Source organism: Enterococcus sp. DIV1337a, from assembly GCF_051712285.1.
GTDB classification, from domain to species: domain Bacteria; phylum Bacillota; class Bacilli; order Lactobacillales; family Enterococcaceae; genus Enterococcus; species Enterococcus faecalis.
The window spans coordinates 2151925-2178176 of record NZ_JBIOOP010000001.1 but is presented as its reverse complement, the minus strand read 5'-3'; the positions used below and the strand labels follow the sequence as shown (position 1 = coordinate 2178176).

Here is a 26252-nt window from a genome sequence, read left to right as displayed (position 1 = left end):
AATGAAAAAAGTTTTAACGATTATCGCATTTGTTTTCTTAGGCATTTTAGCCGTTATTACGTTATTTCCATTTGTCTATATGATTTTAGCTGGTTTAATGAGTTACTCTGAAGCGACCAGCATGCCGCCAACCATGTTTCCAAAACAACCACAATGGCAAAACTACACAGAGGTCTTTCAAAAAGCACCATTTCTTCGGTATTTCTTGAACACAGTCTTTGTTTCAGGCGTTACAACGATTGCTACGGTAGTCACCGCCGTTTTAGCTTCATTCGCGTTAACGAGTTTGAAGTTCCGTTTTAAAAATGTGGTCATTGCTTTGATGATTTCGTTATTAATGGTTCCGTATGAATCTATTATTTTTACCAATTATCAAACAATTGCGCAATTAGGTTTGTTAAATACTTACAGCGCCTTAATTATTCCATTTTTAACGAGTATTTTTTATATTTACTATTTAAACGGTTATTTAAAAGGCATTCCTGATACTTTTTATAAGGCTGCCAAGATTGATGGCGCTAGTGATTTAGAATATATTTGGCGTATTTTAGTACCGATGTCAAAACCAGCGTTAGTAACAGTAGGGATTTTAACATTTATTTCTAGTTGGAATTCTTTCTTGTGGCCATTGTTGGTGACGAACGAGAAAAAATACCGTCTATTGAATAATGGACTATCGGCCTTTGCGACAGAGAGCGGTAGTGACGTACATTTACAAATGGCTGCTGCAACATTAACCGTTATTCCAATTTTAATTATTTACTTGATTTTCAGAAAAGAAATTATCAGAGGAGTTGCAAAAAATGGAATCAAAGGCTAAAACAACTGTGACTTTTCACAGTGGCATTTTAACAATTGGAGGAACCGTGATTGAAGTGGCGTATAAAGATGCCCATATCTTCTTTGATTTTGGTACAGAATTTCGACCAGAATTAGATTTGCCCGATGATCACATTGAAACCTTAATTAATAATCGTTTAGTGCCAGAATTAAAAGACTTATATGATCCACGTTTAGGTTATGAATATCATGGTGCAGAAGACAAAGAGTATCAACACACAGCTGTTTTCTTATCTCATGCCCATTTAGATCATTCGCGCATGATTAATTATTTAGACCCAGCTGTTCCTTTGTACACATTAAAAGAAACGAAGATGATTCTAAATAGTTTAAATCGCAAAGGTGATTTTTTGATTCCATCACCGTTTGAAGAAAAGAATTTTACCCGAGAAATGATTGGTCTTAATAAGAACGATGTGATTAAAGTTGGCGAAATTTCAGTGGAAATCGTACCTGTTGATCATGATGCGTATGGTGCTTCGGCACTACTGATTCGCACGCCCGACCATTTTATCACATACACAGGTGATTTACGTTTACATGGCCATAATCGTGAAGAGACTTTGGCTTTTTGTGAAAAAGCCAAACATACTGAATTATTAATGATGGAAGGCGTAAGCATTAGCTTCCCAGAACGTGAACCAGATCCAGCCCAAATAGCGGTGGTCAGTGAAGAAGATCTTGTTCAGCACTTGGTTCGTTTAGAACTAGAAAACCCGAATCGACAAATTACCTTTAATGGTTATCCAGCAAACGTGGAACGTTTTGCTAAGATTATTGAAAAGTCACCTCGTACAGTCGTTTTAGAAGCAAATATGGCTGCGTTGTTACTTGAAGTATTTGGAATAGAAGTTCGTTATTATTATGCTGAATCTGGTAAAATACCAGAATTGAATCCAGCGTTAGAAATCCCGTATGACACGTTACTAAAGGACAAAACAGACTATTTGTGGCAAGTTGTGAACCAGTTTGACAACCTCCAAGAAGGTAGTTTATACATTCACAGTGATGCACAACCGTTAGGGGACTTTGATCCACAGTATCGCGTGTTTTTAGATTTGTTGGCTAAAAAAGACATTACTTTTGTCCGCTTAGCTTGTTCAGGACATGCAATTCCAGAAGATCTGGATAAAATTATTGCATTGATTGAACCTCAAGTATTGGTTCCAATCCATACGTTAAAACCAGAAAAACTGGAAAACCCGTATGGTGAAAGAATATTGCCAGAACGTGGCGAGCAAATTGTTTTATAAATTTTTTTAAGGGAGAGAAAAAAATGAAGTTCAAAACTCTAGCAACAACAGTGTTAGCAACCGCAGCTATTTTCGCATTGGGGGCTTGTGGTAACGGTAATGGGGCCAAAGAATCAAACGATATTGTGAAAGAAGTGAAGGAAGATACGACAATCACTTTCTGGCATGCAATGAATGGGGTTCAAGAAGAAGCGTTAACAAAATTAACGAAAGACTTCATGAAAGAAAATCCAAAAATTAAAGTGGAATTACAAAATCAATCTGCTTACCCTGATTTACAAGCCAAAATCAATTCGACTTTAACTTCACCAAAAGATTTACCAACAATTACGCAAGCGTACCCAGGCTGGTTATGGAATGCTGCACAAGATGAAATGTTAGTGGACTTAAAACCATATATGGATGATGACACAATCGGCTGGAAAGATGCAGAGCCAATTCGTGAAGTATTGTTAGACGGCGCCAAAATCGACGGCAAACAATACGGCATTCCATTTAATAAATCGACAGAAATGTTATTCTATAATGCTGATTTGTTGAAAGAATATGGTGTTGAAGTACCGAAAACATTAGAGGAATTAAAAGAAGCTTCTAAAACAATTTACGAAAAATCCAACAAAGAAGTCGTTGGTGCTGGTTTTGACTCGTTAAATAACTATTACGCAATTGGAATGAAAAACAAAGGCGTTGATTTTAATAAAGACTTAGATTTAACAAGCAAAGATTCACAAGAAGTCGTGGACTATTACCGTGATGGTATCGAAGCAGGTTACTTCCGCACAGCTGGTTCAGATAAATATTTATCTGGCCCATTTGCAAACAAAAAAGTAGCAATGTTTGTCGGTAGTATTGCTGGTGCTGGTTTTGTTCAAAAAGATGCTGAAGCTGGTGGCTATGAATACGGTGTTGCACCACGTCCTGAAAAAATCAACTTACAACAAGGAACAGATATTTATATGTTCGATAGTGCTACGCCAGAACAACGGACAGCGGCATTTGAATTCATGAAATTCTTAGCAACGCCTGATTCACAATTGTACTGGGCACAACAAACAGGTTATATGCCAATTTTAGAATCTGTTTTACACAGTGACGAGTACAAAAATTCTAAGACTACCAAAGTACCTGCACAACTTGAAAACGCAGTAAAAGATTTATTCGCTATCCCAGTAGAAGAAAATGCTGATTCAGCCTATAATGAAATGCGGACAATTATGGAAAGTATTTTTGCTTCATCAAATAAAGACACGAAAAAATTATTGAAAGATGCAACGTCACAATTTGAACAAGCATGGAACCAATAATCAATAAATAAACAGACGTGGGAGGTTGGGATCTGAGTCGTTATGGCTCGTGTTCTAACCTTCCTGTTCTTTTGGGCGGAAGAAGGAGAGAAACAAAATGCAAATAAAAATTTTAGCAACAAGTGATATGCATGGATATATTATGTCGACAAGTTATAGTGAAAAAAAGATGGATTTGCCTTTTGGAACCGCAAAAGCAGCAACCATGCTGAAAAAGTTACGTGCGTCTGCCAAAGGTCCAGTTTTTCAAATTGAAAATGGGGATTTTATTCAAGGTTCGCCACTTAGTTACTACGTAAGAAAAGCAGAAACACATTCAGTGGCTGCCATCACTAAGATTATTAATCAAATGAAGTATGATGTTAGTATTTTAGGCAACCATGAATTTAATTACGGATTAGATTATTTAAAGGAAACGATTGCCAGTTATCAACAGCCAGTTTTAGCTGCCAATATTCTTGGTAAGGATGGACAACCTTATTTCGGTCAGCCGTATGTCATCATAGAAAAACAAGGGGTTAAAGTAGCCATCCTTGGCGTGACGACCCAATATATTCCTCATTGGGAGCAGCCGGCAACAGTCAAAGATTTAACGTTTAAAAGTGTTGTTGAAACAGCGGCAGAATACGTGCCAAAATTACGGGAAGAAGCGGATCTAGTTGTTGTCGCTTACCATGGCGGGTTTGAAAAAGATTTAGAAACAGGGGAACCCACGGAATTACTAACAGGAGAAAATGAAGGCTATGATTTATTGGAAAAAGTTCCTGGGATTGATGCCTTAGTCACTGGTCACCAACATCGAGAAATTGCTACAAAACTGAATGGGATACCCGTGATTCAACCAGGTTTTCGAGGAGCTTTTGTTGGAGAAATTACTTTAGAAATTGAACCTATGGCTAAAGGCTATCGCGTTATTGAAAGTGACGCAGCTATTCATCCTGTTGGAGACGAACAACCAGATGCAGAAATTTTAGCTTTGACAACAGCGTTACATGACGAGGTAGAAGAGTGGCTTGACCAACCAGTAGGAAATGTGGAAGGGGACATGACGATTCAAGATCCGAATGCCGTACGCCTCAAAGAACATCCATATATAGAATTTATTAATAACGTCCAAATGGCTTCAAGCGGAACAGATATTTCAGGGACTGCACTTTTTAACAATGAAGGCAAAGGGTTTAATAACCAAATTACGATGCGCGATATCATTACCAACTACATTTATCCAAATACCTTGGCTGTATTGCGTGTCACTGGACAAGACCTCCGTGAAGCGCTAGAACAAAGCGCTACTTATTTTGTGTTAGAAAAAGGCCAACCAATTTTTAACCCGAAATATGTCGATCCAAAACCACAATACTATAATTATGATATGTATGAAGGCATTGAGTATACGCTTGATTTAAGACAACCGTTTGGTGAAAGAGTGACGAAACTTAATTATCATGGCAAAGCAGTGCAAGCAGAAGATGTTTTGGAAATCGTGACAAATCAATACCGAGCAGTCGGTGGCGGAAACTATCAAATGTTCCAACCTGAAAAAATTATTCGAGAAATCCAAATTGATATGACGGAACTGATTGCAGAATATTTAAAAAAACATCCAATCATTCAAGCGTCGACAAATGATAACTTCAAGGTTATCTGGTAAAAAAATAGCAAAAAAGCCTTCAACCATGCAATTACTTGAAAGATGGTTGAAGGCCTTTTTTGACTTAATAGCCTTTTTTTAAGGAAACTTGGTTTTTGACGAGGGTTTGATCCGTCACAAATTGATTTAAGTTTGGAATAAAAATCGCCAGTAATTTTGATTTGAACTTCGGTGTCATGCCAGAAATATGAGGTGTTAATAAAACATTCTGCATCTCCCATAAAGGGCTATCTTCGGGAAGAGGTTCTTCTTCAAAGACATCTAAGGCAGCAAAAGCAATGGTTTTATTGTTTAAGGCAGTTATCAAATCGTTCGTTGCTACTGAGGCGCCGCGACCAACATTTACGAAAATTGTTTCAGGAGCCATTTTTTCAAAAAGCGCCTGATTGTATAAATGTTTTGTTGTTTCAGTCAAAGGAAGAATGTTCACAACAATGGACATTTCATGGATAATTTTACTCATATTCTTCTGTGAGTAGCATTCAATGAAACCTTCCGTCACATGTCCAGAGGTATTCACGCCATAAACTTGAAGATTTAAACCTTTAGCAAATTTAGCTAATTGTTGTCCGATTTGCCCCGTGCCTACGATTAACATTTTTTGCCCAGAAAGTTGTTGATAGGAAGGGGCTGCTTGATCCCATGTGTGTTGCATTTGTTGTTGGATACTTTCTTGCAGTCCGCGGGTATGTGCTAATAAAACGCCTAAAACATGTTCTGAGATAGAAACACTATGAATTCCGCTACCATTAGACAACAGAATACCTTTTTCTCTTAATTTATCAAAATCCATATAATCAGCACCAGCAGAAATTAGCTGAATCCATTTTAGGTGACTAGTATCAGAGGCCAATAAACGCGGACCAATTTCTTTATGCCAGCCTAACATAATTTCAATGGCCTCTTCTTCAGCAGAGGATAAATGATCGGTAGATGTTTTGACTAGATAATTGGGCGCCACAGCTTTCACTTGTTCCATTTGTTCTTCGTTGAATGCTTCATTTAAATAAATAATTGGTTGGTTCATCTTTCTTCCTCCTAGCACTTTTTATTGTATCAAAAATAAATTTAAAAGAGAAAAAGAAAGGCTTTTCAGTAAAGCAGAAAGCCAAGGACAAAAATCCAAAATAGATTTTTGTCCTTGGCTTAAAAACTGCTAAAGTCCGGCGCTAACCTTATTTAGGTACGCCTTTTTCAAATAAACTTGTACTATGAACTGGTTGACGTCGAGCATCGGGCCGTAAGTAATGTAAGGCATTATTTACGGCAGTAGGTGCCTCACCAAAGCCCGTAGCGATTAATTTCACTTTTCCTTCATAGGAACAGATATCCCCTACAGCGTATACGCCAGGAATGTTAGTTGACATATCGGAATGAACATTAATAGCATTTCTAGAAACGTCTAATCCCCATTCTTTGAGGTGTGTTAAAGAAGAGGTGAAGCCATAATTGATAATTAAATCATCCAGAGGGAGGTCCAATGTTTGGTCGCCTTTTGTCTCCGTTAATTGGATGCCTGTGAACGTTTCGTTTTCCTTTAAAATATCACTAATGATATAAGGAGTTCTGATAGAAACACTAGATTTTTCCAGTTGTTCCACGCTATGTTCATGGCCGCGAAATTGTGGGCGACGATGGATAATAGATACTTCTTCTGCGACGTTTTCTAGCATTAAAGCCCAGTCAATTGCAGAATCGCCGCCACCAGCAATCGCAACTTTTTTGCCAGCGAATTTTTTCATGTCAGTCACATAATAATGGATTGACTCACCTTCAAAGGCTTCAACATTTTCGATAGCTAAACGTCGAGGTTGGAAAGCGCCGTTACCAATCGCAAAGATAACCGTTTTAGAATAATGTGTGCCTTTAGTTGTGTCTAAGCGCAGAAGTCCATCTGCTTCCTGTGCAAGGTGTGTGACCTCTTCTTCCAAACAAACATCGTGCTGAAATGGCTGCATCTGTTTTTCCAAATTGGCAATTAACTCACCGGCTTTAATAGCAGGGAATCCAGGAATATCATAAATATATTTTTCGGGATACAGCATTGTTAGCTGACCACCTAATTGTGGCAGGCTATCAATGATTTTCGTTTTCGCTTTACGAATCCCCGCATAAAAAGCGGCAAATAATCCAACAGGACCGCCGCCGATAATCGTTAAATCATAAATATCTTTTTCATCAGACATTTGAAAATTCCTCCTAATTCATTTAGGGTTGAGACAACTATTGATCGTTTTGCGAACACTTCACAAAATAGCACGGCTTTTCGAAAAAAGCAAGTTTGGCTAACGAATCAAAGCATTCTTTAATCATTGGAAAAAGATCATAGCAATTTTCAGCATTTTTCGATATGATGGAACTATAAAATAATTATCTAGGAGGACATTCTCATGTCACAATTTCCACAATTAGATTTAGAAAATGCTAAAGGCCCAAAAGCGGTCATTAAAACAAACCGAGGCGACATCACTGTTCAATTATTCCCAGAACAAGCGCCTAAAACGGTTGAAAATTTTGTTGAATTAGCGAAAAAGGGCTACTATGATGGCGTTATTTTCCATCGTGTGATTCCTGATTTTATGATTCAAGGCGGTGACCCAACCGGAACAGGAATGGGCGGCGAAAGTATTTATGGAGAAGCATTTGAGGATGAATTTTCTCGGGATGTTTTCAATTTGCGTGGCGCATTGTCAATGGCAAATGCTGGTCCTAACACAAATGGTAGCCAATTCTTTGTTGTTACTAATCAAAATGTTCCAGCTCAAATGATGAGTCAGTTAGAAGATGCTGGTTTTCCAGAAGAAATTATTGAAGCTTACAAACAAGGCGGAACACCTTGGTTAGACTTCCGTCATACTGTTTTTGGTCATGTTGTTGATGGCATGGATGTAGTAGATGAAATTGGCGGAGTCCAACGGGATGCCCAAGACCGTCCAACATTTGATGTCGTGATGGATACAGTTGAAATCATTGGTGAATAAGTTTAACCAATCGAAAAAGAGAGTACCAACGAGGGACAAATTCGTTGGTACTCTTTATTTTTTTCTTAAAACAACTAACTTTTTTTAAAAAGCATCCAAATCACTTTTTTTAATGAAGTCTTTATAGGATACTGAGTTAAAGAATAGAAGGAGAGGAAGCGAATTTGTTAGAAAAATACAGATATCCAATTGCCTTGGCTTTGCTTGCAGTAATACTCCCGTTTATAGGAACGTTTTTTACGTATGTAGATCAGCAAGGAATCGTTCATGAACCAGGATTTTATACAATAATCATTGGAGAAATTTTACTTCTATTTTCAGGTATCTGGTTCGTCAGAGTTTATTTAGCTAAACGCAAAAGAAAGAATTAAAAACAGCTGTCCTAAAAACTAGGACAGCTGTTTTTAATTAAAGGCTTTTTTGATGCGTAAAAGGCCTTCTTCGAGAGTTTCTTTTGAACAAGCTAAGTTTAAACGCATGTGTTGAGAACCTTGGGGACCAAAACTAATTCCTGGATTTAAGACCACTTTTCCCTTGTGAATTAAGGTATCGCGAAGTTCTCGATCCGTTAGTGAATAAGAACTAAAGTCTAACCATAAAAGATAGGTTCCTTCAGGCTCCATTACATGAACGCCAGGCATCTCTTCACGGAAAAAGGAAAGGGCAAAATCAATATTTTCTTTTAAATAATCAAGTAACGCCGTTAGCCATTCTTCCCCTGTTTGATAGGCAGCTGCCGTTCCCACGTAGCCAAAAGTATTGATACCGCCTTGATGATTTTTGTCTTGTAAAGATACGAAAGACTGCCGTAGTTTTTCATTAGGAATGAACAGCATTGAATTTTTAATCCCCGCTAAATTAAAGGTTTTCGTTGCCGCTGTTAAGGTAACAGTGAATTCCTTAAATGCTTCATCAGCGACAGTGAAGGAAGTGAAGGTATGCGGTTTAAAAATCAAATCCTGATGAATTTCATCGCTAACCACAGTTACTTGGTGTTTTTGGCATAAACGGCCAATTGCTAGCAATTCTTCTTTTGTCCAAACACGTCCTCCAGGATTATGGGGATTACAAAAAAGTAACAGCTTCACCTTTTCTTCGATTATCTGTTGTTCCATTTTAACCAAATCAACTTCATAATGTCCGTTAACTTCTATTAAAGAATGTCGCACAAGTCTACGCTCATTTTGTTTTACGACATCTGCAAAAGGGGGGTAGACTGGATCACAAATCATGACAGAATCCGCAGGCGCTGTATAAGCCTGAACGGCTGTGGCCAAACTGGGTACCACGCCACTATTAAACAAAATTTCTTCTTTTTCAACAATCAATTGATGGTGTTGCCGTTGCCAAGCTTGAATTGCTTGATACAGTTCATTAGGTGCAACTGCATATCCTAGAATGCCCTGTTCAATAACTTGTGACAAGGCATCAAGGATGGGCTGATGCACTTTGAAATCCATATCAGCAACCCATAAAGGTAGTAAATCTTTTTCGTGGTAACTCGTTTCAACGGTGTCCCATTTAACACAATTCGTGTGGCGACGATCAATGGTTTCATTAAAATTAAACATAAGATAACTCCTTTTCTTCTATATAAAGTCTTGCTTCCTATAGTATAGTAGATTTTGCTTGAAAGATGAAACAATAGTTTTAACAACTAGGGAAGAAATAATGCACAAACGTTGAAAAAATGCTATTATTTTAAATGAGTAGAAACGGAAAAAGAAATTTATCGTATGAAAAGAGGAAATTTGATGAAGTACAAAATTGGTATGGTACTTTCTGGCACAATTACCGGACTTCAACCATATGGCGCATTTGTTTCTTTAGACGAAGAAACACAAGGACTGATTCATGTTTCGGAAGTACAAGCTGGCTTTACTAAAAATATCCATGGACTCTTAACCGTTGGACAAAAAGTAACCGTTCAAGTTATTGATGTTGATGAATATTCTCAAAAGATTAGCTTATCTTTACGGACCCTTGAAGACAAAGTTCATTCAGTGAACCATCGACGCAAAAAATATTTTACGGATAAGAATAAAAAAATTGGCTTTGCAACCTTAGACAAAGAACTTCCAGAATGGATTGATGAAGCAATGGATAAATTGCTTGAAAAATAATTCTGTATTTTTTCAGAAAGTGTGTTACAATTTCTTTTGTTAGTGAATCTAAAAATTAATTGAGGTGGATGTCGTGTCTAACAAAAAGGTCGCTGGAACAATCATACTGAACTTAAACGATGGTAGTAAAAAATTTTTGATGCATCCAATAGGTGAAGCGATTGAGTTTGCGATGGCAAAAGTTTCTGATGAGATGACGGGTTTAGCTAGTATGCTACAATGGTTCAAAGAAGAGGTTCAATTGGACGTTACTTCAATTAGCTTAGTAGAATTAACTAACGCGCATATCAATAAAGAAAATGTTCCGCTGTTTGTCTTCGAGATGGATGAACAAGCACTTAAAAATGAAATGGATAAAGACTATACATGGGTAGCACCTGCAGAATTAAAAACGATTTGGTCAAAATATCATATTGAAGGTGTCCCAATGTTTTAAACAAAAAAGAAAGAATCTGTCGATAATCGAACAGATTCTTTCTTTTTTTATGTTGGACGTAAAAAAGTTAATCGAACTATTTCAAATATATGATTCGAATTGTTCGATTTTTAGTAAGGAATTAAACTGTTTTGATAGACAATTAGGATTTAAAAAGTTTAAAAACGAAATAATTGAAAAGAATGAAAACAGATTGAAAACTTCTTTTAATTTTTTTGAAAAAAAGTGTTGACCAAACATCAAAATCTTGATATATTATTACATGTCGCAAGGCGAGTCACACAGCTGAGCGATTCAGAAATCAATAATTAAATAACAATTCTTGATTTCAAATCTCTCGAAAAAAGTTTGAAAAAACAACAAAAAAGTTGTTGACAAATAACAAACGAGATGATAAGATATAGAAGTTGTCGCAACAGGCAACAACGACCGAGCAAAACAACTTAAAAAAACTTTTTCAAAAAAGTTCTTGACATTCAAACGAAAGTTTGTTATGATATAAAAGTTGCTGCGAGGTAACGTAGACCTTTGAAAACTGAACAAAGAATAGACGAACCAAATGTGTAGGGCGTCTTGATTCAATTCAAGACAACAAACATTTTTAACAAGCAAGCAATATGCTAGCAAACAAATTGAGCTTAACAATCGTAAGATTGTTCTAACTTTTATTATGAGAGTTTGATCCTGGCTCAGGACGAACGCTGGCGGCGTGCCTAATACATGCAAGTCGAACGCTTCTTTCCTCCCGAGTGCTTGCACTCAATTGGAAAGAGGAGTGGCGGACGGGTGAGTAACACGTGGGTAACCTACCCATCAGAGGGGGATAACACTTGGAAACAGGTGCTAATACCGCATAACAGTTTATGCCGCATGGCATAAGAGTGAAAGGCGCTTTCGGGTGTCACTGATGGATGGACCCGCGGTGCATTAGCTAGTTGGTGAGGTAACGGCTCACCAAGGCCACGATGCATAGCCGACCTGAGAGGGTGATCGGCCACACTGGGACTGAGACACGGCCCAGACTCCTACGGGAGGCAGCAGTAGGGAATCTTCGGCAATGGACGAAAGTCTGACCGAGCAACGCCGCGTGAGTGAAGAAGGTTTTCGGATCGTAAAACTCTGTTGTTAGAGAAGAACAAGGACGTTAGTAACTGAACGTCCCCTGACGGTATCTAACCAGAAAGCCACGGCTAACTACGTGCCAGCAGCCGCGGTAATACGTAGGTGGCAAGCGTTGTCCGGATTTATTGGGCGTAAAGCGAGCGCAGGCGGTTTCTTAAGTCTGATGTGAAAGCCCCCGGCTCAACCGGGGAGGGTCATTGGAAACTGGGAGACTTGAGTGCAGAAGAGGAGAGTGGAATTCCATGTGTAGCGGTGAAATGCGTAGATATATGGAGGAACACCAGTGGCGAAGGCGGCTCTCTGGTCTGTAACTGACGCTGAGGCTCGAAAGCGTGGGGAGCAAACAGGATTAGATACCCTGGTAGTCCACGCCGTAAACGATGAGTGCTAAGTGTTGGAGGGTTTCCGCCCTTCAGTGCTGCAGCAAACGCATTAAGCACTCCGCCTGGGGAGTACGACCGCAAGGTTGAAACTCAAAGGAATTGACGGGGGCCCGCACAAGCGGTGGAGCATGTGGTTTAATTCGAAGCAACGCGAAGAACCTTACCAGGTCTTGACATCCTTTGACCACTCTAGAGATAGAGCTTTCCCTTCGGGGACAAAGTGACAGGTGGTGCATGGTTGTCGTCAGCTCGTGTCGTGAGATGTTGGGTTAAGTCCCGCAACGAGCGCAACCCTTATTGTTAGTTGCCATCATTCAGTTGGGCACTCTAGCGAGACTGCCGGTGACAAACCGGAGGAAGGTGGGGATGACGTCAAATCATCATGCCCCTTATGACCTGGGCTACACACGTGCTACAATGGGAAGTACAACGAGTCGCTAGACCGCGAGGTCATGCAAATCTCTTAAAGCTTCTCTCAGTTCGGATTGCAGGCTGCAACTCGCCTGCATGAAGCCGGAATCGCTAGTAATCGCGGATCAGCACGCCGCGGTGAATACGTTCCCGGGCCTTGTACACACCGCCCGTCACACCACGAGAGTTTGTAACACCCGAAGTCGGTGAGGTAACCTTTTTGGAGCCAGCCGCCTAAGGTGGGATAGATGATTGGGGTGAAGTCGTAACAAGGTAGCCGTATCGGAAGGTGCGGCTGGATCACCTCCTTTCTAAGGAATATTACGGAAATACACATTTCGTCTTTACTTTGTTCAGTTTTGAGAGGTCTACTCTCAATCAAATAAGTTCGGGGCCTTAGCTCAGCTGGGAGAGCGCCTGCTTTGCACGCAGGAGGTCAGCGGTTCGATCCCGCTAGGCTCCATTGATAGCTTTTGCTATCAGATTCGTTCATTGAAAACTGGATATTGAAGTAAAAAGAATCAAAACAAACCGAGAACACCGCGTTGAATGAGTTTTTTTAATAAGTTCAATTGCTTATTTATTGATTAACCTTCTATCGCTAGAAGAAGTGATCAAGACCCAACCGTAAGGTTGATAAGGTTAAGTGAATAAGGGCGCACGGTGGATGCCTTGGCACTAGGAGCCGATGAAGGACGGGACTAACACCGATATGCTTTGGGGAGCTGTAAGTAAGCTATGATCCAGAGATTTCCGAATGGGGGAACCCAATATCTTTTATAGGATATTACTTTTCAGTGAATACATAGCTGATTAGAGGTAGACGCAGAGAACTGAAACATCTTAGTACCTGCAGGAAGAGAAAGAAAATTCGATTCCCTGAGTAGCGGCGAGCGAAACGGGAAGAGCCCAAACCAACAAGCTTGCTTGTTGGGGTTGTAGGACTCCAATATGGTAGTCTGTTAGTATAGTTGAAGGATTTGGAAAATTCCGCTAAAGAGGGTGAAAGCCCCGTAGACGAAATGCTAACAACACCTAGGAGAATCCTGAGTACGGCGGAACACGAGAAATTCCGTCGGAATCCGCGGGGACCATCCCGCAAGGCTAAATACTCCCTAGTGACCGATAGTGAACCAGTACCGTGAGGGAAAGGTGAAAAGCACCCCGGAAGGGGAGTGAAATAGATCCTGAAACCGTGTGCCTACAACAAGTCAAAGCTCGTTAATGAGTGATGGCGTGCCTTTTGTAGAATGAACCGGCGAGTTACGATTGCATGCGAGGTTAAGTCGAAGAGACGGAGCCGCAGCGAAAGCGAGTCTGAATAGGGCGAATGAGTATGTAGTCGTAGACCCGAAACCATGTGATCTACCCATGTCCAGGTTGAAGGTGCGGTAAAACGCACTGGAGGACCGAACCCACGTACGTTGAAAAGTGCGGGGATGAGGTGTGGGTAGCGGAGAAATTCCAAACGAACTTGGAGATAGCTGGTTCTCTCCGAAATAGCTTTAGGGCTAGCCTCGGAATTGAGAATGATGGAGGTAGAGCACTGTTTGGACTAGGGGCCCATCTCGGGTTACCGAATTCAGATAAACTCCGAATGCCATTCATTTATATCCGGGAGTCAGACTGCGAGTGATAAGATCCGTAGTCGAAAGGGAAACAGCCCAGACCACCAGCTAAGGTCCCAAAATATATGTTAAGTGGAAAAGGATGTGGGGTTGCACAGACAACTAGGATGTTGGCTTAGAAGCAGCCACCATTTAAAGAGTGCGTAATAGCTCACTAGTCGAGTGACCCTGCGCCGAAAATGTACCGGGGCTAAACATATTACCGAAGCTGTGGACTACACCATTAGGTGTAGTGGTAGGAGAGCGTTCTAAGGGCGTTGAAGGTCGATCGTGAGGACGGCTGGAGCGCTTAGAAGTGAGAATGCCGGTATGAGTAGCGAAAGACAGGTGAGAATCCTGTCCACCGTATGACTAAGGTTTCCTGGGGAAGGCTCGTCCGCCCAGGGTTAGTCGGGACCTAAGCCGAGGCCGATAGGCGTAGGCGATGGACAACAGGTTGATATTCCTGTACCAGTTGTTTTTGTTTGAGCAATGGAGGGACGCAGTAGGCTAAGGAATGCATGCGATTGGAAGTGCATGTCCAAGCAATGAGTCTTGAGTAGAGTTAAATGCTTTACTCTTTAAGGACAAGTTGTGACGGGGAGCGAAATAATAGTAGCGAAGTTCCTGATGTCACACTGCCAAGAAAAGCTTCTAGTGAGAAAACAACTGCCCGTACCGTAAACCGACACAGGTAGTCGAGGAGAGTATCCTAAGGTGAGCGAGCGAACTCTCGTTAAGGAACTCGGCAAAATGACCCCGTAACTTCGGGAGAAGGGGTGCTGACTTCGGTCAGCCGCAGTGAATAGGCCCAAGCGACTGTTTATCAAAAACACAGGTCTCTGCAAAATCGTAAGATGAAGTATAGGGGCTGACGCCTGCCCGGTGCTGGAAGGTTAAGAGGATGGGTTAGCTTCGGCGAAGCTCAGAATTGAAGCCCCAGTAAACGGCGGCCGTAACTATAACGGTCCTAAGGTAGCGAAATTCCTTGTCGGGTAAGTTCCGACCCGCACGAAAGGCGTAACGATTTGGGCACTGTCTCAACGAGAGACTCGGTGAAATTTTAGTACCTGTGAAGATGCAGGTTACCCGCGACAGGACGGAAAGACCCCATGGAGCTTTACTGTAGTTTGATATTGAGTGTTTGTACCACATGTACAGGATAGGTAGGAGCCGATGAGACCGGAACGCTAGTTTCGGAGGAGGCGCTGGTGGGATACTACCCTTGTGTTATGAACCCTCTAACCCGCACCACTAATCGTGGTGGGAGACAGTGTCAGATGGGCAGTTTGACTGGGGCGGTCGCCTCCTAAAAGGTAACGGAGGCGCCCAAAGGTTCCCTCAGAATGGTTGGAAATCATTCGAAGAGTGTAAAGGCAGAAGGGAGCTTGACTGCGAGACTTACAAGTCGAGCAGGGACGAAAGTCGGGCTTAGTGATCCGGTGGTTCCGCATGGAAGGGCCATCGCTCAACGGATAAAAGCTACCCTGGGGATAACAGGCTTATCTCCCCCAAGAGTCCACATCGACGGGGAGGTTTGGCACCTCGATGTCGGCTCGTCGCATCCTGGGGCTGTAGTCGGTCCCAAGGGTTGGGCTGTTCGCCCATTAAAGCGGCACGCGAGCTGGGTTCAGAACGTCGTGAGACAGTTCGGTCCCTATCCGTCGCGGGCGTTGGAAATTTGAGAGGAGCTGTCCTTAGTACGAGAGGACCGGGATGGACTTACCGCTGGTGTACCAGTTGTTCTGCCAAGGGCATTGCTGGGTAGCTATGTAGGGAAGGGATAAACGCTGAAAGCATCTAAGTGTGAAGCCCACCTCAAGATGAGATTTCCCATTTCTTTAAGAAAGTAAGACCCCTGAGAGATGATCAGGTAGATAGGTTGGAAGTGGAAGGCTAGTGATAGTTGGAGCGGACCAATACTAATCGGTCGAGGACTTAACCAAAGAATGGATAAGTAAAAGCAACTTGGTTATTTTGATTCAAACTTCAATCCAGTTTTGAGTGAATGAAGATTCAACTCAATAAGAAACAACACCCAGTGTGGTGGCGATAGCGAGAAGGATACACCTGTTCCCATGCCGAACACAGAAGTTAAGCTTCTTAGCGCCGATTGTAGTGAAGGGTTTCCCTTTGTGAGAGTAGGACGTCGCCACGCGATTATTCCGGCATAGCTCAGTTGGTAGTAGCGCATGACTGTTAATCATGATGTCGTAGGTTCGAGTCCTACTGCCGGAGTTGAGCAAAAGCAAAAACCAACTTGGTTTTTGCTTTTTTTGTTTTATTCACTATTTTTTGATAAGCTTAAAGAAGAGACCTTAAAAACATTTATAAGATTAAAAGGATCCTACCGAAGAATGAATACATCAAATTTTAGCTATGGTATAATGTGTTTATTATAGTTAGTAAAGCAGAAAAGGAGGAGCGGGTTTGAAAATATTATTATATTTTGAAGGTGAGAAAATCCTAGCTAAATCAGGTATTGGTCGAGCACTAGATCACCAGAAACGAGCGCTCTCTGAAGTTGGAATAGAATATACATTAGATGCTGATTGCAGTGACTATGATATATTGCATATTAATACATATGGCATAAATAGCCATCGTATGGTTAGAAAAGCACGTAAACTAGGAAAAAAAGTGATTTATCATGCCCATTCGACAGAAGAAGATTTTCGTAATTCCTTTATTGGGTCTAATCAACTGGCACCATTAGTAAAAAAATATCTGATCAGTTTGTACTCCAAAGCAGATCATTTAATTACACCAACACCGTATTCTAAAACATTGCTAGAAGGATATGGCATTAAAGTACCTATTTCGGCTATCTCAAATGGTATTGATTTATCACGTTTTTATCCTTCAGAAGCAAAGGAAAAAAAATTCCGAGAATATTTTAAAATAGATGAAGAGAAAAAAGTAATTATTTGTGTGGGATTATTTTTTGAACGTAAAGGAATCACTGATTTTATTGAAGTTGCGCGACAGTTACCAGAGTATCAATTTATTTGGTTTGGTGATACACCAATGTATTCTATCCCTAAAAATATTCGACAATTAGTTAAAGAAGATCACCCAGAAAACGTTATTTTTCCAGGTTATATTAAAGGAGATGTCATCGAAGGGGCGTATGCGGCAGCCAATCTCTTCTTTTTCCCTTCGCGTGAAGAAACGGAAGGAATTGTTGTCTTAGAAGCATTAGCTAGTCAGCAACAAGTTTTAGTGCGTGATATTCCAGTTTATCAAGGCTGGCTAGTGGCTAATGAAAATTGTTATATGGGCCATTCTATTGACGAATTTAAAAAATATATTGAAGGCTTATTAGAAGGGAAAATACCTAGCACTAGACAAGCAGGCTATCAAGTAGCAGAGCAAAGAAGTATCAAGCAAATTGGTTACGAGTTAAAAGAAGTCTATGAAACAGTCTTATCTTAACAAGTATTGAAGGCAGTTATTGTTAGATGAAATGGAGGTAATGAGAGTGAAAATTGGTTTTTTTACTGATACGTATTTCCCGCAAGTGAGTGGGGTAGCGACTTCTATTAAGACCTTAAAAGATGAATTAGAAAAACATGGCCATGAAGTGTATATTTTTACGACAACTGATCCTAACGCGACTGATTTTGAAGAAGATGTCATACGAATGCCTAGTGTGCCGTTTGTGTCTTTTAAAGATCGCCGAGTAGTGGTACGCGGCATGTGGTACGCCTATTTAATTGCCAAAGAATTGGAATTAGATTTAATTCATACACATACTGAATTTGGTGCGGGTATTTTAGGGAAAATGGTTGGGAAAAAAATGAAAATTCCTGTCATCCATACGTATCATACAATGTATGAAGATTACTTACATTATATTGCTAAAGGAAAAGTTGTCCGTCCATCACATGTTAAATTCTTTTCAAGAGTTTTTACAAATCATACAACAGGTGTTGTTTGTCCTAGTGAACGTGTAATTGAAAAATTACGGGATTATGGGGTGACTGCACCAATGAGAATTATTCCAACTGGCATCGAAATTGATAAGTTTTTACGTCCCGATATTACCGAAGAAATGATCGCCGGAATGCGTCAACAACTAGGTATCGAAGAGCAACAGATTATGTTATTATCGTTAAGCCGAATTTCTTATGAAAAAAATATTCAAGCAATTATTCAAGGATTACCACAAGTTATTGAAAAATTACCACAAACTCGTTTAGTAATAGTTGGAAATGGTCCTTATTTAGAGGATTTAAAAGAATTAGCAGAAGAACTAGAAGTCAGTGAATACGTTCAATTTACTGGTGAAGTGCCAAATGAAGAAGTCGCCATTTATTATAAAGCTGCAGACTATTTTGTCAGCGCCTCAACGTCGGAAACACAAGGCTTAACTTATACAGAAGCGATGGCTGCTGGCGTTCAATGTGTTGCAGAAGGGAACGCCTATTTAAATAATTTATTTGATCATGAAAGCTTAGGCAAAACTTTTAAGACAGACAGTGACTTTGCTCCAACATTGATTGACTATATACAAGCAAATATTAAAATGGATCAAACCATTTTAGATGAAAAATTATTTGAAATTTCTTCTACAAACTTTGGCAATAAAATGATTGAATTTTATCAAGATACACTGATTTACTTTGATCAACTTCAAATGGAAAAAGAAAATACGGACTCAATAAAAAAAATTAAAGTAAAATTTACATCTTTAAGAAAATAAACTGCAAAACTTTCCTCCTTCGTTTATACTGAAGGAGGAAAGTTTTTTATTTTAAGAACGGAGGAAGCTACTATGTCTAAAATCGGCTTTATTGGAACGGGTGTCATGGGAAAATCAATTATTCGTAACATGATGAAAAATAATTTATCTGTCAATGTTTACAATCGAACAAAAAGTAAAACAGATGATTTAGTTGCAGAAGGAGCAGTTTGGTATGATACGCCCAAAGCAATTGCGGAAGCGAGCGATATCATTTTTACAATGGTTGGCTTTCCTTCAGATGTTGAAGGCGTGTATTTTAACGAAACAGGGATTTTTCAAGCAGATCTTACAGGTAAAATAGTAGTAGATTTAACTACAAGTACGCCGACCCTGGCTGAAAAGATTGCCAAAAAGGCAGAAGAAGTGGGTGCTCATGCGTTGGATGCGCCAGTTTCTGGTGGTGACTTAGGTGCTAAAAATGGAACCTTAACAATTATGGTTGGTGGCGATCAAGAAAGTTATGACACCGTCTTACCAATTTTCAAAACATTTGGTAAAACGTTTATGCTACATGGCTCAGCTGGAAAAGGGCAACACACTAAGATGGCGAATCAGTTAATGATTGCAGGTACTATGACTGGCTTGACTGAAATGCTCGTATACGCAAATGCGACAGGATTAACTTTAGAAAAAGTTCTGGAAACGGTTGGTGGTGGCAGTGCTGCGAACTGGTCATTGAGTAATTATGGACCGCGTATTTTAAAAGAAGATTATACGCCAGGCTTTTTTGTTAAACATTTTATCAAAGATTTAAAGATTGCCTTAGATGAAGCAAAAAAACTTGACCTTCCATTACCAGCGACGCAAAAAGCGACAGAATTATATGAAAGCCTTGCAGATAAAGGGTTTGAAAATGATGGCACACAGGCCCTAATTAAGCTTTGGTGGACAGATGGCAAGCAACCAACCAATAAAAATTAAAGAACAACAAAAAAATCAAAAAAAATGACGAAAAATCATGCAAGTTAGGCAATGTTTTGTTACAATGGTACAGAACTAGTTTGCAAAAGGAGGCCCACTGATGAAACATTCACAACTTGTGGCGATTATTAAGAGACTGGAAGCAATGATCGAAGCAGCAGATAATGAAGTACAAGTACGCCGCTTTGAACGTGAAGGCGTAGAGAAATGTATTGTAAGTTTTGATAAATCAACAGAAACATTTGAATTAACAGAATCTGATACGCACCAAAGCTATCAATTCGATAACATCGATATTGTAGCAATGGAAATTTACGACTTAATTCAATAATTAATCGTCCTACATTTTAATAAGGGAGTGGAGTAGAAGCACCAAAGCTTCTGGTTCACTCTCTTCTCGTATTATCCAGTCAAGTTGTTGCAGTAGCTTAGTGGGAGTTTAAGAATTATATAACAAAAATCACTGGCACTTCTCAATCAGGGGAGTGCCAGTGATGCTTTTTAGTTGCACTTCTTTCCTTTTTCTGTGAAAATAGTTTGGGTATCAAAGTAATTGATACTTTTTTTAAAAGCCCCGTCCCTTGAAAAATTACCTTTTTTGAAATGTTTGAAGAATATTTCATTAAAAATATAGAAAATTCTCTTGCATTCTTTGCTTATTTACGATATAGTTTGAACATCAAATGTTTTGATAATCAAAGTATATGGATGGTGCACAGAATGGAACCTAATTTAGAAACAGTCAATGATTACTTAGTCAGTGTCTTTAATGACATCTTAACGATTGAAGAATCTGAATTGAAAAAATCACAATTTAATGATTTATCCATTACGGAGATGCACACAATCGAAGCAATTGGTATGTACAAGAAAAAAACGTCTTCAGAAGTAGCCAAAGAACTGTCAATTACCGTCGGAACACTTACTGTAGCAATTAACAACTTAGTTAAAAAAGGCTATGTTGAACGTTTGCGTAGTGAAGATGATCGACGTGTAGTAAAACTTGGCTTAACCAAAAAAGGAAAATTACTTTTTAGAGTCCATCAGCATTTTCATCGTGAAATGGTTAAAAACATTTTGAAAGGCATGGAGCAAGAAGAAGAACAAGCGCTGTTAAGAGCCCTGAAAAATCTTCATGATTTCTTGCAAGAATACAAATAAAAAGTGAGGATCCCCATGAAGAATTATGCACGAATTAGTTGTACAAGCCGTTATGTTCCAGAGAATTGTGTCACGAATCACCAACTGAGTGAAATGATGGATACCTCTGATGAATGGATACATTCGCGAACAGGCATTAGTGAACGTCGCATCGTTACGCAAGAAAATACGTCTGATTTATGTCATCAAGTCGCAAAACAGTTATTGGAAAAATCTGGAAAGCAAGCAAGTGAGATTGACTTTATTTTAGTCGCAACAGTGACACCAGATTTCAATATGCCATCTGTTGCTTGCCAAGTGCAAGGCGCAATTGGTGCTACTGAGGCCTTTGCTTTTGACATCAGTGCAGCATGTTCTGGTTTTGTCTATGCCTTAAGCATGGCAGAAAAACTAGTCCTAAGTGGTCGTTATCAAACAGGTCTAGTAATCGGTGGTGAAACATTTTCCAAAATGTTAGATTGGACCGATCGCTCCACAGCGGTGCTTTTCGGTGATGGGGCTGCCGGCGTTTTGATTGAAGCGGCTGAGACACCGCATTTTCTAAATGAAAAATTACAAGCAGACGGGCAACGCTGGGCGGCTTTAACGTCAGGCTACACGAACAATGAAAGTCCTTTTTATCAGGGGCAAGAGCAAGCTAGCAAGACGCTACAGATGGAAGGACGTAGTATTTTTGATTTTGCGATCAAAGATGTTTCACAAAATATTTTATCACTCGTGTCGGACGAAACCGTGGATTATCTTCTGCTACATCAAGCAAATGTGCGCATTATCGATAAAATTGCACGTAAGACGAAGATTTCCCGCGAGAAGTTTTTAACGAATATGGATAAATATGGCAATACCTCAGCTGCTAGCATTCCCATTTTGCTGGATGAAGCAGTTGAAAATGGGACCTTAATTTTAGGTTCCCAGCAACGCGTGGTGCTAACAGGATTTGGCGGCGGCTTAACATGGGGCTCACTGCTCCTAACGCTGTAAAAAACTGTTCACATATAAATGAAGAAAATGACTATTTTGGAGGAATATACACATGGTATTTGAAAAAATTCAAGAAATTATCGTAGAAGAATTAGGAAAAGATGCTGAAGAGGTCCAATTAACTACAAACATTCAAGAAGAATTAGACGCGGATAGCTTAGATTTATTCCAAATCATTAACGAAATCGAAGATGAATTTGATGTGAAAATCGAAACAGAAGATGGCATCCAAACCGTTCAAGATTTAGTAACATATGTAGAAAAACAACAAGCAAACTAATACATGAAAATAGGGGGCTGGGACATTTAATTGCTAAATGACCCAGTCCCTAAAAAAACAAGTAAATAAGCCGGAAAAATCCTTTTTTACTTGAATGAAGTGTACTTATCTTAGAACTAAAGGACGTATAAAATCAATGAATCAACAGTTATGTGAGTTGCTTGGAATTAATTATCCCATTTTTCAAGGCGGTATGGCTTGGGTAGCCGATGCTTCATTAGCAAGTGCCGTGTCAAACGCTGGTGGATTAGGGATTATTGCTGGCGGCAATGCCCCAAAAGAAGTCGTAAAAAAAGAAATTAAAAAAGTTAAAGAATTAACGGAGCAACCCTTTGGTGTCAATATCATGTTACTTTCACCTTTTGTAGATGAAATTGTCGATTTGGTTTGTGAAGAACAGATTCCTGTCGTTACGACAGGTGCGGGCAATCCAGCCAAATACATGGCTCGTTTTAAAGAACATAATATTAAAGTAATTCCAGTAGTTCCTTCTGTTGCTTTAGCAAAAAGAATGGAAAAAATTGGTGCCGATGCTGTCATTTTTGAAGGAATGGAAGCTGGTGGACATATCGGAAAGTTAACCACTATGAGTGGCTTACCGCAAATCGTTGACGCTGTGTCAATTCCTGTGATTGCAGCAGGTGGGATTGGTGATGGTCGTGGTATGGCTGCTGCCTTTATGTTAGGTGCTGAAGCAGTCCAGTTAGGTACACGCTTTTTAATTGCCAAAGAATGCAACGTTCATCCAGATTATAAACAGAAAGTTTTAAAGGCACGTGATTTAGATGCAGTAATTACCTGCCAACATTTTGGCCATCCAGTGCGTACTTTAAAAAATAAATTAACCGCTCAATATAATCAATTAGAAAAACAAGAACTCCAAAAAGAAGTTCCTGATTTAGAAATGTTTGAAAAGATTGGGCAAGGCGCTTTGCGCAAAGCTGTCGTTGACGGGGATATGGATTACGGTTCCGTCATGGCGGGACAAATTGCCGGGTTAATAAAAAAAGAAGAAACAGCCCAAGAAATCATTGATTCACTCATGTCTGAATACAAAGCGAGTGTACATAAGATGAATCAGCGTTGGGGCTAAGTGAATAATTTTAACAAAAAATGAGGTGTCGTATGAAAACAGCGATTTTATTTAGTGGACAAGGAGCCCAGTATCAAGGGATGGGTGAAGAATTATATCACCAAGAAGCGATTGTTCGGGAAACCTTCGATGAAGCAAGTCATATCTTAGGTTATGAGATGGCAGAACTTTGTTTTACTGAAAATGAACGTTTAAATGAAACAGAATACACGCAACCTGCTATTTTGACAGTCAGTGTCGCATTTTATCGTCTTTTGAAACAAAAAGGACTAACGCCTGATGTCGTAGCGGGTTTAAGCTTAGGGGAATATAGTGCTTTGGTTGCCAGCGGGGCTTTGCGTTTTTCAGAAGCAGTGGCCTTGGTCCAAAAGCGCGGACAGTACATGACAGACGCAGCACCACAAGGAACTGGCAAAATGGTTGCTGTCATGAATGCTGAGCGTGAAGTAATTGAAAAAGCCTGTCAAGAAGCCAGTGCTTTCGGAATTGTGGCTCCAGCAAATTATAATACACCACAACAAATCGTGATTGGTGGTGAGGTTGCTGCTGTTAATCAAGCGATGACACTTCTCAAAGAAGCTGGTGTGAAGCGAATGATTCCGTTAAATGTGAGTGGCCCTTTCCATACGGCACTGTTACAACCAGCATCAAAAAAATTGGCTCAGGATTTAGCGAAATTGGACTTTCAAACGATGCAAATTCCTGTCATTAGTAATACGACTGCCGAAATTATGCCACAAGAGGCAATTCAAGCGTTATTGGAAAAGCAAGTCATGTCTGCGGTGCGTTTTGAAGACAGTATCGAAACGATGAAGGCTATGAACGTAGGAACGATGATTGAAGTTGGTCCAGGGAAAACATTAACTGGTTTTGTTAAAAAAATTGACAAAACAATTGAAATGCACCGTGTGGAAGATGTTGCAACATTCACAGAAACGTTAACAGCACTTACTGGGAGGTAAAAAATGGAATTAACAGGAAAAAACGTATTTATTACTGGAAGCACTCGTGGGATTGGCAAAGCAGTTGCGTTAGCTTTTGCGAAAGAGGGCGCCAATATTGTTTTAAACGGTCGGAGTGAGATTACGCCAGAACAACGACAAGAAATTGAAGCCTTTGGGGTAAAATGTATTGGCCTTTCAGGAGATATTTCCGATTTTGATGCAGCAGGTGAGATGATTCAAGCAACCGTTGACCAATTAGGCTCGATTGATATTCTGGTGAATAATGCTGGGATTACGAATGACAAATTATTATTACGAATGACAAAAGAGGATTTTAATGCCTGTTTAGATATTAACTTGGTAGGAACTTTTAACATGACCCAACAAGCGGTTAAACGTATGATGAAACAACGAAGTGGTCGGATTATTAATATGGCTAGCGTTTCTGGTTTAATGGGAAATGTTGGTCAAGCAAACTACGCTGCGAGTAAAGCGGGTGTTGTTGGTTTTACTAAATCGGTGGCGCGAGAAGTTGCGCCTCGTGGTATTACCTGCAATGCGATTGCACCAGGGTTTATCCAAACCGAAATGACGGATGTTTTATCAGAAAAAGTTAAAACACAAATGAATGCGCAAATTCCCTTACAAACGTTTGGGCAAGTCGAAGATGTCTCAGCTACAGCGATTTTCTTAGCTAAAAATCCCTATATTACTGGGCAAGTCGTGAACGTTGATGGCGGCTTAGTCATGCACGGATAAACGAAAGGAGTCAAAAGGATGAATCGAGTAGTAATTACCGGTTACGGTGTCACCTCGCCGATTGGCAATGAACCTGAGACTTTTTTGGAAAGTTTGAAAACAGGGAAAAATGGTATCGGACCGATTAGTAAATTTGATGTCAGTGAAACAGGTGTGACCTTAGCAGCTGAAGTGAAAGACTTTCCAATGGAAAAATATTTTGTTAAAAAAGATGGCAAACGCATGGATAAGTTTTCGTTATTTGGCATTTATGCTGCCTTAGAGGCAATGGCTATGAGTGGCTTGGATACCAGTCAACTAGATGTGGATCGGTTCGGCGTTATGGTAGGCTCTGGTATTGGTGGTTTAGAAACAATTCAAAATCAAGTAATTCGGATGCACGACAAAGGACCTGAACGTGTTGCACCGTTATTTATTCCAATGGCGATTGGAAACATGGTGGCGGGAAATATCGCTTTACGTGTTGGTGCCAAAGGAATTTGTACTTCAACAGTGACGGCTTGCGCTAGTGCAACTCATTCAATTGGGGAAGCGTTCCGCAATATCAAACATGGCTACTCCGATGTCATTATTGCCGGTGGAGCAGAAGCGCCTATTACAGAAATCGGTATTTCAGGATTTGCTTCCTTGACCGCTTTAACAAAGGCGACTGACCCAGAAAAAGCCTCAATTCCCTTTGACAAAGAACGTAGTGGATTTGTGATGGGAGAAGGTGCGGGTGTCTTTATTTTAGAATCATTAGATCATGCTCTAGAACGAGGCGCAACTATTTTAGGTGAAGTAGTAGGCTATGGTGCTAATTGCGATGCCTATCATATGACATCACCAACCCCAGATGGGAGCGGCGCAGCGAAAGCCATGGTACTAGCAATGGAAGAAGCTGGGATTTCTCCAGAAAAAATTGGCTATATTAACGCCCATGGAACAAGCACACAAGCCAATGACAGTGCAGAATCTAAAGCAATTGAGTTGGCTTTAGGTGATGCCGCAAAAACGGCGTATGTAAGTAGTACGAAGAGTATGACGGGACATCTCTTAGGTGCCGCTGGTGGAATTGAAGGAATTGCTACCCTAAATGCTTTACAACATCAATTTATTCCACCAACCATTAATGTGGAAAAGCAAGATGAAGCAATTACGGTGAACGTTGTTTTAAACGAAAGCAAAGAGCATAAATTTGATTATGCTTTAAGTAACTCGCTAGGCTTTGGTGGCCACAATGCAGTTATTTGCTTAAAACGCTGGGAGGATTAAC

Annotated in this window: 23 protein-coding genes, 2 tRNA genes and 3 rRNA genes; 25 read left to right on the top strand and 3 right to left on the bottom strand. The window is 40.1% G+C overall.

The features are described 5' to 3' along the window. Position 1 precedes the first annotated feature (1 nt). The 4 genes from IGL49_RS10340 (at position 2) to IGL49_RS10325 (ending at position 5048) form a co-directional block, all read left to right on the top strand. Positions 2–820: a carbohydrate ABC transporter permease gene (locus IGL49_RS10340; protein ID WP_002355144.1), complete on the top strand. Its 819-nt coding sequence runs from the start codon at positions 2–4 to the stop codon at positions 818–820. Next, positions 804–2093 (top strand): MBL fold metallo-hydrolase, encoded by a 1290-nt coding sequence (locus tag IGL49_RS10335; protein WP_002359171.1) that lies wholly within the window; start codon positions 804–806, stop codon positions 2091–2093. The genes IGL49_RS10340 and IGL49_RS10335 overlap by 17 nt, the downstream gene beginning before the upstream one ends. 23 nt (positions 2094–2116) lie before the next feature. Further along, positions 2117–3397, top strand: coding sequence for an extracellular solute-binding protein (locus IGL49_RS10330; protein ID WP_002359172.1), 1281 nt, complete (start codon positions 2117–2119; stop codon positions 3395–3397). A 97-nt stretch (positions 3398–3494) separates the two neighbouring features. Next, the gene (locus IGL49_RS10325; protein WP_104854183.1) at positions 3495–5048 is read left to right on the top strand and encodes a bifunctional metallophosphatase/5'-nucleotidase; all 1554 of its coding nucleotides are present in this window, start codon (positions 3495–3497) and stop codon (positions 5046–5048) included. 64 nt (positions 5049–5112) lie between these two features. Here IGL49_RS10325 and IGL49_RS10320 read toward each other — a convergent pair whose 3' ends face one another. Continuing rightward, positions 5113–6075, bottom strand: a complete 963-nt coding sequence (locus IGL49_RS10320) for a phosphoglycerate dehydrogenase (protein ID WP_104854184.1) — start codon at positions 6073–6075, stop codon at positions 5113–5115. Positions 6076–6223: 148 nt separating this feature from the next. Then, positions 6224–7234, bottom strand: coding sequence for an NAD(P)/FAD-dependent oxidoreductase (locus IGL49_RS10315; protein ID WP_104854186.1), 1011 nt, complete (start codon positions 7232–7234; stop codon positions 6224–6226). Positions 7235–7438: 204 nt separating this feature from the next. Between IGL49_RS10315 and IGL49_RS10310 the strand changes: the two genes are divergently transcribed. Beyond that, on the top strand, positions 7439–8029 hold the full coding sequence (locus tag IGL49_RS10310; protein WP_002361120.1) for a peptidylprolyl isomerase: 591 nt from the start codon (positions 7439–7441) through the stop codon (positions 8027–8029). A gap of 164 nt (positions 8030–8193) precedes the next feature. Beyond that, positions 8194–8400, top strand: a complete 207-nt coding sequence (locus IGL49_RS10305; protein ID WP_104854187.1) for a DUF3955 domain-containing protein — start codon at positions 8194–8196, stop codon at positions 8398–8400. Positions 8401–8433: 33 nt separating this feature from the next. Here IGL49_RS10305 and IGL49_RS10300 read toward each other — a convergent pair whose 3' ends face one another. Continuing rightward, positions 8434–9600 (bottom strand): MalY/PatB family protein, encoded by a 1167-nt coding sequence (locus tag IGL49_RS10300; RefSeq protein WP_104854188.1) that lies wholly within the window; start codon positions 9598–9600, stop codon positions 8434–8436. Positions 9601–9783: 183 nt separating this feature from the next. Between IGL49_RS10300 and IGL49_RS10295 the strand changes: the two genes are divergently transcribed. The 19 genes from IGL49_RS10295 (at position 9784) to fabF (ending at position 26251) form a co-directional block, all read left to right on the top strand. After that, complete coding sequence (locus IGL49_RS10295; protein ID WP_002365178.1) at positions 9784–10152, top strand: CvfD/Ygs/GSP13 family RNA-binding post-transcriptional regulator; 369 nt, start codon at positions 9784–9786, stop codon at positions 10150–10152. 64 nt (positions 10153–10216) lie between these two features. Then, positions 10217–10588: a hypothetical protein gene (locus IGL49_RS10290; protein WP_002385270.1), complete on the top strand. Its 372-nt coding sequence runs from the start codon at positions 10217–10219 to the stop codon at positions 10586–10588. Continuing rightward, on the top strand, positions 10572–10820 hold the full coding sequence (locus tag IGL49_RS10285) for a hypothetical protein (protein WP_002387756.1): 249 nt from the start codon (positions 10572–10574) through the stop codon (positions 10818–10820). The genes IGL49_RS10290 and IGL49_RS10285 overlap by 17 nt, the downstream gene beginning before the upstream one ends. 434 nt (positions 10821–11254) lie before the next feature. Beyond that, positions 11255–12815 (top strand): 16S ribosomal RNA (locus tag IGL49_RS10280). Positions 12816–12894: 79 nt separating this feature from the next. Next, positions 12895–12967, top strand: a tRNA-Ala gene (locus tag IGL49_RS10275). 177 nt (positions 12968–13144) lie between these two features. Then, a 23S ribosomal RNA gene (locus tag IGL49_RS10270) occupies positions 13145–16057 on the top strand. 96 nt (positions 16058–16153) lie between these two features. Continuing rightward, positions 16154–16269: ribosomal RNA gene (gene rrf / locus IGL49_RS10265) — 5S ribosomal RNA — on the top strand. Together the 16S, 23S and 5S rRNA genes with 2 tRNA genes alongside form the textbook arrangement of a ribosomal RNA operon. 6 nt (positions 16270–16275) lie before the next feature. After that, positions 16276–16349 (top strand) — tRNA-Asn (locus IGL49_RS10260). A 192-nt stretch (positions 16350–16541) separates the two neighbouring features. Then, positions 16542–17546 carry a cell wall glycolipid biosynthesis glucosyltransferase BgsA gene (bgsA, locus tag IGL49_RS10255; RefSeq protein WP_104855060.1) on the top strand — a complete coding sequence of 335 codons (1005 nt, stop codon included), beginning with the start codon at positions 16542–16544 and terminating at the stop codon, positions 17544–17546. A gap of 46 nt (positions 17547–17592) precedes the next feature. Then, positions 17593–18816 carry a cell wall glycolipid biosynthesis glucosyltransferase BgsB gene (gene bgsB, locus IGL49_RS10250; RefSeq protein WP_104858166.1) on the top strand — a complete coding sequence of 408 codons (1224 nt, stop codon included), beginning with the start codon at positions 17593–17595 and terminating at the stop codon, positions 18814–18816. A 72-nt stretch (positions 18817–18888) separates the two neighbouring features. Continuing rightward, positions 18889–19779 carry an NAD(P)-dependent oxidoreductase gene (locus IGL49_RS10245; protein ID WP_104855058.1) on the top strand — a complete coding sequence of 297 codons (891 nt, stop codon included), beginning with the start codon at positions 18889–18891 and terminating at the stop codon, positions 19777–19779. A gap of 100 nt (positions 19780–19879) precedes the next feature. Then, positions 19880–20110: a YkuJ family protein gene (locus tag IGL49_RS10240; protein ID WP_002379802.1), complete on the top strand. Its 231-nt coding sequence runs from the start codon at positions 19880–19882 to the stop codon at positions 20108–20110. Between the two features lie 389 nt (positions 20111–20499). After that, positions 20500–20940, top strand: a complete 441-nt coding sequence (fabT, locus tag IGL49_RS10235; protein ID WP_002362455.1) for a fatty acid biosynthesis transcriptional regulator FabT — start codon at positions 20500–20502, stop codon at positions 20938–20940. Between the two features lie 15 nt (positions 20941–20955). Beyond that, positions 20956–21921, top strand: coding sequence for a beta-ketoacyl-ACP synthase III (locus tag IGL49_RS10230; protein ID WP_104855057.1), 966 nt, complete (start codon positions 20956–20958; stop codon positions 21919–21921). 52 nt (positions 21922–21973) lie between these two features. Continuing rightward, positions 21974–22201, top strand: a complete 228-nt coding sequence (locus IGL49_RS10225; protein WP_104855056.1) for an acyl carrier protein — start codon at positions 21974–21976, stop codon at positions 22199–22201. A 136-nt stretch (positions 22202–22337) separates the two neighbouring features. Then, complete coding sequence (fabK, locus tag IGL49_RS10220; protein WP_104855055.1) at positions 22338–23294, top strand: enoyl-[acyl-carrier-protein] reductase FabK; 957 nt, start codon at positions 22338–22340, stop codon at positions 23292–23294. Between the two features lie 32 nt (positions 23295–23326). Then, complete coding sequence (gene fabD / locus IGL49_RS10215) at positions 23327–24256, top strand: ACP S-malonyltransferase (RefSeq protein WP_104855054.1); 930 nt, start codon at positions 23327–23329, stop codon at positions 24254–24256. A 3-nt stretch (positions 24257–24259) separates the two neighbouring features. Continuing rightward, on the top strand, positions 24260–24997 hold the full coding sequence (fabG, locus tag IGL49_RS10210) for a 3-oxoacyl-[acyl-carrier-protein] reductase (protein ID WP_104855053.1): 738 nt from the start codon (positions 24260–24262) through the stop codon (positions 24995–24997). Positions 24998–25015: 18 nt separating this feature from the next. Then, complete coding sequence (gene fabF, locus IGL49_RS10205) at positions 25016–26251, top strand: beta-ketoacyl-ACP synthase II (RefSeq protein ID WP_104855052.1); 1236 nt, start codon at positions 25016–25018, stop codon at positions 26249–26251. Position 26252 lies beyond the last annotated feature (1 nt).

What these genes read in the sequence shown, in the direction of transcription:
- IGL49_RS10340 (WP_002355144.1), top strand. Translation starts at nt 2, where the DNA reads ATGAAAAAAGTTTTAACGATTATCGCATTTGTTTTCTTAGGCATTTTA.
- IGL49_RS10335 (WP_002359171.1), top strand. Translation starts at nt 804, where the DNA reads ATGGAATCAAAGGCTAAAACAACTGTGACTTTTCACAGTGGCATTTTA.
- IGL49_RS10330 (WP_002359172.1), top strand. Translation starts at nt 2,117, where the DNA reads ATGAAGTTCAAAACTCTAGCAACAACAGTGTTAGCAACCGCAGCTATT.
- IGL49_RS10325 (WP_104854183.1), top strand. Translation starts at nt 3,495, where the DNA reads ATGCAAATAAAAATTTTAGCAACAAGTGATATGCATGGATATATTATG.
- IGL49_RS10320 (WP_104854184.1), bottom strand. Translation starts at nt 6,075, where the DNA reads ATGAACCAACCAATTATTTATTTAAATGAAGCATTCAACGAAGAACAA.
- IGL49_RS10315 (WP_104854186.1), bottom strand. Translation starts at nt 7,234, where the DNA reads ATGTCTGATGAAAAAGATATTTATGATTTAACGATTATCGGCGGCGGT.
- IGL49_RS10310 (WP_002361120.1), top strand. Translation starts at nt 7,439, where the DNA reads ATGTCACAATTTCCACAATTAGATTTAGAAAATGCTAAAGGCCCAAAA.
- IGL49_RS10300 (WP_104854188.1), bottom strand. Translation starts at nt 9,600, where the DNA reads ATGTTTAATTTTAATGAAACCATTGATCGTCGCCACACGAATTGTGTT.
- IGL49_RS10295 (WP_002365178.1), top strand. Translation starts at nt 9,784, where the DNA reads ATGAAGTACAAAATTGGTATGGTACTTTCTGGCACAATTACCGGACTT.
- IGL49_RS10245 (WP_104855058.1), top strand. Translation starts at nt 18,889, where the DNA reads ATGTCTAAAATCGGCTTTATTGGAACGGGTGTCATGGGAAAATCAATT.
- IGL49_RS10240 (WP_002379802.1), top strand. Translation starts at nt 19,880, where the DNA reads ATGAAACATTCACAACTTGTGGCGATTATTAAGAGACTGGAAGCAATG.
- fabT (WP_002362455.1), top strand. Translation starts at nt 20,500, where the DNA reads ATGGAACCTAATTTAGAAACAGTCAATGATTACTTAGTCAGTGTCTTT.
- IGL49_RS10230 (WP_104855057.1), top strand. Translation starts at nt 20,956, where the DNA reads ATGAAGAATTATGCACGAATTAGTTGTACAAGCCGTTATGTTCCAGAG.
- IGL49_RS10225 (WP_104855056.1), top strand. Translation starts at nt 21,974, where the DNA reads ATGGTATTTGAAAAAATTCAAGAAATTATCGTAGAAGAATTAGGAAAA.
- fabK (WP_104855055.1), top strand. Translation starts at nt 22,338, where the DNA reads ATGAATCAACAGTTATGTGAGTTGCTTGGAATTAATTATCCCATTTTT.
- fabD (WP_104855054.1), top strand. Translation starts at nt 23,327, where the DNA reads ATGAAAACAGCGATTTTATTTAGTGGACAAGGAGCCCAGTATCAAGGG.
- fabG (WP_104855053.1), top strand. Translation starts at nt 24,260, where the DNA reads ATGGAATTAACAGGAAAAAACGTATTTATTACTGGAAGCACTCGTGGG.
- fabF (WP_104855052.1), top strand. Translation starts at nt 25,016, where the DNA reads ATGAATCGAGTAGTAATTACCGGTTACGGTGTCACCTCGCCGATTGGC.